Below are 6,513 nucleotides of genomic sequence, written 5' to 3' on the forward strand. Positions count from 1 at the left end.
CGTGAGCCAGATGTTCGTGCTGTTCTGAGGGACCCTCAGCCGCGGAAACGTCTGGCTCACGCCCCCCGTCTGGCGTCGCTCAGTCCTCGTACGGGTCCGCCAGCGGGTGGTTCGGCAGCCGGCTGTCCGGGGTGCGCCCGCGTCCCCTCGACGACGGCTGCTGCCCGCGCCCTCCCGCGGCTGGGGCACAATGAGCCCGGCCCCCTTCGGCCCACCTCACTGCAGCCCACGCGGCCGCGCGCCCATCCCGACTCCCTGGGAGCCCCATGCTCTGGACCCTGCTCCGCCGTCACGGCCGGCGCTATCGCGGCGCCGTCGCGGCCGTCGTCGTGCTGCAGCTGATCAGCACGCTGGCCATGCTGTACCTGCCCAGCCTCAATGCCCGCATCATCGACGAGGGCGTAGCCCGCGGCGACACCGCCCGCATCTGGGACATCGGCCTCGTGATGCTCGGCGTCGCGCTGGTGCAGGTGGTCGCCGCGATCGCCGCCGTGTGGTTCGGCGCGAAAGTCTCGATGGGCGTCGGCCGGGACCTGCGCCGTGCCGTCTACACCCGCGTGGACGCGTTCTCCGCGGAGGAGCTCGGCCGCTTCGGCGCCGCGACCCTCATCACGCGCGGCACCAACGACGTCAACCAGGTCCAGATGCTCACCCTCATGGCCCTGAACTTCATGGTGGCCGTGCCGATCATGGCGGTCGGCGGCATCATCATGGCCATCCGCGAGGACCCGGGCCTGTCCTGGCTGGTGTGGGTCTCCGTGCCGGTGCTGCTGGTGATCGTGGCGTGGATCGTCGCGCGTCTCATGCCGCTGTTCCAGCGGATGCAGGACAACATCGACGACGTCAACGGCGTGATGCGCGAGCAGATCCAGGGAATCCGCGTGGTCCGCGCGTTCGTGCGCGAACGCCACGAGACGCGCCGGTTCACGGACGCCAACGCCGCCCTGACGGAGACGTCCGTGCGGATCGGCCGGCTGTTCGTGCTGCTCGGCCCGGTCATCACGATGATCCTGCACCTGGCCACCTCCGCCGTCCTGTGGTTCGGCGGCGAGCGCGTGGACGCGGGGCTCGTGCAGGTCGGCGCGCTCACCGCGTTCATGCAGTACCTGCTGCAGATCCTCATGGCGGTGATGATGGGCACCTTCATGATGATGATGCTCCCGCGCGCCGTGATCTCCGCCCGCCGCATCGGCGAGGTCCTGGACACCGTCCCCACGCTCGGCGAGCCGGTCCGCCCGGTGACCCCCGCGCGTCGCGACGGCGCCGTGGAGCTGCGCCACGTCACCTTCCAGTACCCCGGCGCCGAGGCGCCGGTGCTCGACGACGTGAGCTTCGCCGTCGCCCCCGGCACCACGACGGCGATCATCGGCTCGACCGGCTCCGGCAAGTCCACGCTGATCAGCCTGCTGCCGCGGCTGTACGACGCGACGTCCGGCGAGGTGCTCGTGGACGGCGTGCCGGTGACCGACCTGGCCCGGGCCGAGCTGACCGAGGCCGTGGCCCTCGTGCCGCAGAAGCCGTACCTGTTCTCGGGCACCGTGCGGGAGAACATGCAGTTCGGGGCCCCGGACGCCTCGGACGAGCGCATCTGGGCGGCCCTCGAGACGGCCCAGGCCGCCGACTTCGTGCGCGCCCGCACCACCGGCAAGGGAGAGGCGGCGGCTTCCGGTCTGGACTCGCGGCTGTCTCAGGGCGGCACGGACGTCTCGGGCGGCCAGCGCCAGCGCCTGTCCATCGCGCGTGCCCTCGTGGCCGAGCCGCGGGTCCTCGTGTTCGACGACTCATTCTCCGCCCTGGACGTCACCACCGACGCGCGGCTGCGGGCGGCGCTCGACCGCGCGGCGGCCGGGGTGACCCGGATCGTCGTCGCCCAGCGGGTGGCCACCATCACCGACGCCGACCAGATCATCGTGCTGGACGAGGGCCGCGTGGTCGGCCGCGGCACCCACGCCGAGCTGCTGGCGGACAACCAGACCTACCGGGAGATCGTGGACTCCCAGCTGACCGCGGAGGACGTGGCATGAGCGAGCACCTGACGGACGAGGAGATCCTCGAGATCCAGGAGCAGGGCGCCACCGACGACTGGGGCGGCGGGCCGGCCCGCAAGGCCAAGGCGTTCTGGCCGTCCGCGAAGCGGCTCATGAGCCTGTTCCGCACGGAGAAGCTGGGCCTGGTGGTGGTCGCGCTGATGGTGCTGGTCGCCGTCGTGCTCAACGTGTGGGCCCCGCACGTCCTGGGCCGGGCGATGGACGTGATCTTCGGCGGCGTGGTCTCCGCGCAGATGCCCGGCGGGCTGAGCCGCGAGCAGGTCATCGACGGGCTGCGCGCCCAGGGCGAGGACCAGGCCGCAGAGATGCTCTCCGGCATGGCGTTCACGCCGGGCGAGGGGATCGACTTCACCGAGCTGGGCCGGCTGATCCTCATCGTCCTGGGCATGTACCTGGTGGCGCAGACCTTCATGTGGCTGCAGGGCCGCGTGCTCAATGACATCGTCATGCGCATCGTCTTCCGCCTGCGCGAGGAGATCGAGGCCAAGATCAACCGGCTGCCGCTGAGTTACTTCGACCGCGGGCAGCGCGGCGACCTGCTCTCCCGCGCCACCAACGACCTGGACAACGTCCAGCAGGCCCTCCAGCAGGCGTTCGCCTCGCTCGTGTACTCGGTGCTGACCGTGATCGGCATCGTCGGCATGATGTTCTGGCTGTCCTGGCAGCTCGCGCTCATCGCCCTGGTCGCCCTGCCGGTGGCCGGTGTGGTGGTGGGCGTGATCGGCAAGAAGTCCCAGGCGCTCTTCTCCGCGCAGTGGCGGGAGACGGGCCGGCTCAACGGGCACATCGAGGAGTCGTTCACGGGGCACGAGCTGGTGACCGTGTTCGGCCGTCAGCGGGACATGGCCGCGCGCTTCGACGAGCGCAACGAGGAGCTGTACGAGGCCGCGTTCACGGCGCAGTTCTACTCGGGGATGATCATGCCGATCATGCAGTGGGTGAACTGGCTGGGCTACGTGGGCATCGCGGTGGTCGGCGGCCTGCGCGTGGCCAACGGGCAGATGACCCTCGGCGCCGTGACCGCGTTCATCCAGTACTCGCGCGAGTTCAACCAGCCGCTTGGGCAGATCGCCGGCATGTCCAACATGCTGATCTCCGGCGTGGCGTCGGCCGAGCGCATCTTCGAGCTCCTCGACGAGCCGGAGGAGACCCCCGACGGCACCCCCGCCCGCACCCCCGACGGCACTTTCGTTTGGGAAACGGCGCCCTCCGAGAGCGCTTTCGTTCGGGAAACGGCGCCCTCCGCCATCCCCGGGCCCGACGGCGTCGCCCACCTCCCGCGCCCGCTGCGCGGTCGCGTGGAGTTCGAGCATGTGCGCTTCTCCTACACGCCGGAGAAGCCGCTCATCACGGACCTGAACTTCGTGGCGGAGCCGGGGCAGACGGTCGCGATCGTCGGGCCGACCGGTGCCGGCAAGACCACCCTGGTCAACCTGATCATGCGGTTCTACGAGGTGGACGGCGGGCGGATCCTGCTGGACGGCGTGGACACCCGCACGGTCAGCCGCGGCGAGCTGCGCGCCGCCACCGGCATGGTGCTCCAGGACGCCGTGCTCTTCGGCGGGACCATCCGGGAGAACATCCGCTACGGCCGACTCGACGCCACGGACGAGGAGGTCGTCGCGGCGGCGAAGGCCACCTACGTGGACCGTTTCGTGCACACCCTGCCCGACGGCTACGACACCGTGATCGAGCAGGACGCCGCCAACGTGTCCGCGGGCGAGCGGCAGCTCATCACCATCGCCCGTGCGTTCCTGGCCCAGCCCTCGCTCCTGATCCTGGACGAGGCCACCTCCTCCGTGGACACCCGCACCGAGGTGCTGGTCCAGGGCGCGATGGCGGCGCTGCGCTCGGACCGCACGAGCTTCGTGATCGCCCACCGCCTCTCCACCATCCGGGACGCGGACGTCATCCTCGTGATGGAGGACGGCGACATCGTGGAGCAGGGCTCGCACGATCAGCTGCTGGCCGCTCGCGGCGCGTACTTCCGGCTGTACAGGAGCCAGTTCCAGGGCGGGGAACAGGCGGAGGAGCAGGACGACGACGGCGCGCCCGCCGCGCGCGAGGACGCCCGCTGAGGCCGGGGCTGGATGGCGCCGGCGCCCAGCCACTGGCCGCTGGCGTCGCTGCGACACGGGACCACCCGATGACCTTCTCGATCCAGGTGCCGGTGAGCTTCACGAGCCCGCACCTCTCCGGAGCCGGAGGTGTACGGGGCTAGGGCGCGCGGCGGTGACGGGAGTATCGAAACCCGATCGTCGGGCCACCCCTGCCGGTGTGGCCGCGCTCATTCGTCCCCTGAGATTGCGCATCCGTCACGCGCAGGACCCTCTTGACTCCCTGGTGGGGCACGTCTGTGGACCGACCGAGAATTCTCTGGACACAGGGCGAGCACCTTCATAGAGTGTGACGCAGATCACGACTGAGCGTGAACCATAAGGAGGAGCGACATGGGTATGAAGCAGCGGATTTCTAAGGTCGGTGCCGGCGTGGCCGTCGCTGGACCGTTGGCCGTCTCCGGTGCGGTGCCAGCGCAGGCGCTGACGGACTCCGGTCGGCAGGACTGCAGCGCAGGACTCCTCCTGTCGGGCACCTACGGCTACTGCTACTACCCGTACTGACTCGCCGGCACCGATGACTTCATTACGCATTCCTGCGACGGCCGCCCTGGTGGCGGCCGTCGCCCTGACCCTCACCGGCTGCGTCGGTCGGGAGTCTGCGGGCCTCGGCGGTTCATCCACGGTCGCCGCTCCCCCCACCGCGACGGCCGAGAAGACCTGGGACGCCTCGCAGTGGGTTCCCACCGAGAGGATCGAACCCCTCCTGACGACGGAGGCGGAGAAGGAGCGCGCCTACCGTGAGCAAGTCGCGCGGCACGCTCAGGGGGCGGGAATGCCCGCGCCGCCTCAGGTGGAGCGCTCCGGGTGGTACGCCACGTCCCTCGAGTCGGACCGCATGGTGTCCACATGCCTGGCCGAGGCCGGGTGGCCGAACTCGGTCGGTCCGACCGGGGGAATTCAGATCGACACCCCACCTGAGTCCCAGAGGTCTGCTTTCGAGGCGGCCTACGTGACCTGCTACGCACAGCACCCGGTGGATCCGAGCTACACCCAGGACTGGACCGATCCGCAGCTCCGCCTCGTCTATGACTACTGGGACCAATACCTCATCCCGTGTCTCGAGGCCTACGGCTACACGGTCGACACCTCCGCGCGCCCCTCCAAAGAGGCATTCGTCTCCGCGTTCTACACTCCAGGCCGCCACCAGTGGTGGCCCTTCGCGGACAGCATGAGGGGCGTGTCGGCAGAACGCCAGGCCGAGGTCGCGCAGACATGCCCGGAGCTTCCGCCGCAGGATGTCTTCTGGGGGTCATCCGGATGAATCGCCCCGCCCGCTGGGCCGCCCTCGTCCTTGCGCTCGTGGCCGTCGCCGCGCTCGCCTTCTGGGCCGGCCGGGTCACGCTCACCCCTCCGGCTCAGGCCGAGCAGCGTCCGGCCGCGAGCGCCCTCGTCACCGTCGCCGAGCAGGAGCTCGGCCGCGTCATCACCCTCGGCGTCTCCGTGTCGCGCGAGCAGACGCCGGCGGCGGTGAACGCGCTGACCGGCGTCGTCACCCGGGCCGGAGAGTCCGGCGAGGTGGCTGCCGGGGAGGTGCTGTACGCCGTCGCCCAGAAGCCCGTGCTCGTCCTCCAGGGCGAGCTTCCCCAGTGGCGCCCTCTCGGGGAGGGCACTTCCGGCGACGACGTCGCCGCGTTCCAGCGCATGCTCGCCGCCACCGGCGCGAAGGTGGAGGCCACCGGCACGTGGGACGAGGCCACCGCGGACGCCTGGGACGACTGGCTCACCGAACGCGGCTACCCCGCCGCGGACACCGTGGAGCTCGGCCAGCTCGTGGTCCTCGACGCCCTCCCCGCGCCCCTCAGCGTGGACGCGAAGACCACCGCCGTCGGCACCACCCTCGCCGGCGGCGAGAACGTGGTGGCCCGCCCCGGCGACCAACCGGACTTCGCCCTCGAGGTCAACCAGGAGCAGGCCGCCCTCATCCCGGCCGGCACCCAGGTCACCGTGCCCCACGGCGAACACGAATGGAAGGCCGTCGCCGGCGAGTCCACCTCCGACGAGCAGGGCCTGATCCGCATCACCCTCACCGCCCCGGACGGCGGCGTGGTCTGCGGCGAGGACTGCGACACCCTGCCCGCCGACGCCACCACCTCCCTGCTCTCCCAGGTCAGCGTGGTCCCGCCCGTCTCCGGGCCCGTGGTCCCCGTGTCCGCCCTGCGCACCCAGCCAGACGGCGCCGCGACGGTCACGGTGGTCCGGGACGGCGCCGCGGAGGACCGCACCGTCACCGTCCTCGGCTCCGCCGACGGCCTCGCCGTCGTGGACGGCGTGGACGCCGGCGAGCAGGTGCGCGTGCTGAACGGCACCCGATGACGGGGCCCGCCACCCCGGGCACGCCCGCCGCC

General features: G+C 71.1%; 5 protein-coding genes. All 5 read left to right on the top strand.

Annotation, left to right across the window (positions count from 1 at the left end; all coding sequences use genetic code 11):
• Positions 1–266: 266 nt before the first annotated feature.
• The 5 genes from FLM69_RS07260 (at position 267) to FLM69_RS07275 (ending at position 6,481) form a co-directional block, all read left to right on the top strand.
• Positions 267–2,024 (top strand): ABC transporter ATP-binding protein, encoded by a 1,758-nt coding sequence (locus tag FLM69_RS07260; RefSeq protein WP_141843677.1) that lies wholly within the window; start codon positions 267–269, stop codon positions 2,022–2,024.
• The gene (locus FLM69_RS07265; protein WP_141843679.1) at positions 2,021–4,126 is read left to right on the top strand and encodes an ABC transporter ATP-binding protein; all 2,106 of its coding nucleotides are present in this window, start codon (positions 2,021–2,023) and stop codon (positions 4,124–4,126) included. The genes FLM69_RS07260 and FLM69_RS07265 overlap by 4 nt, the downstream gene beginning before the upstream one ends.
• 372 nt (positions 4,127–4,498) lie before the next feature.
• Positions 4,499–4,669, top strand: coding sequence for a hypothetical protein (locus FLM69_RS11380; RefSeq protein WP_020621742.1), 171 nt, complete (start codon positions 4,499–4,501; stop codon positions 4,667–4,669).
• Positions 4,670–4,718: 49 nt separating this feature from the next.
• The gene (locus FLM69_RS07270; RefSeq protein ID WP_020621741.1) at positions 4,719–5,429 is read left to right on the top strand and encodes a hypothetical protein; all 711 of its coding nucleotides are present in this window, start codon (positions 4,719–4,721) and stop codon (positions 5,427–5,429) included.
• Positions 5,426–6,481, top strand: coding sequence for a hypothetical protein (locus tag FLM69_RS07275; protein WP_020621740.1), 1,056 nt, complete (start codon positions 5,426–5,428; stop codon positions 6,479–6,481). The genes FLM69_RS07270 and FLM69_RS07275 overlap by 4 nt, the downstream gene beginning before the upstream one ends.
• Positions 6,482–6,513: the final 32 nt, after the last annotated feature.

Origin of the sequence: Micrococcus sp. R8502A1 (assembly GCF_006704135.1) — a bacterium.
In the GTDB taxonomy this organism is placed as follows: domain Bacteria; phylum Actinomycetota; class Actinomycetes; order Actinomycetales; family Micrococcaceae; genus Micrococcus; species Micrococcus luteus.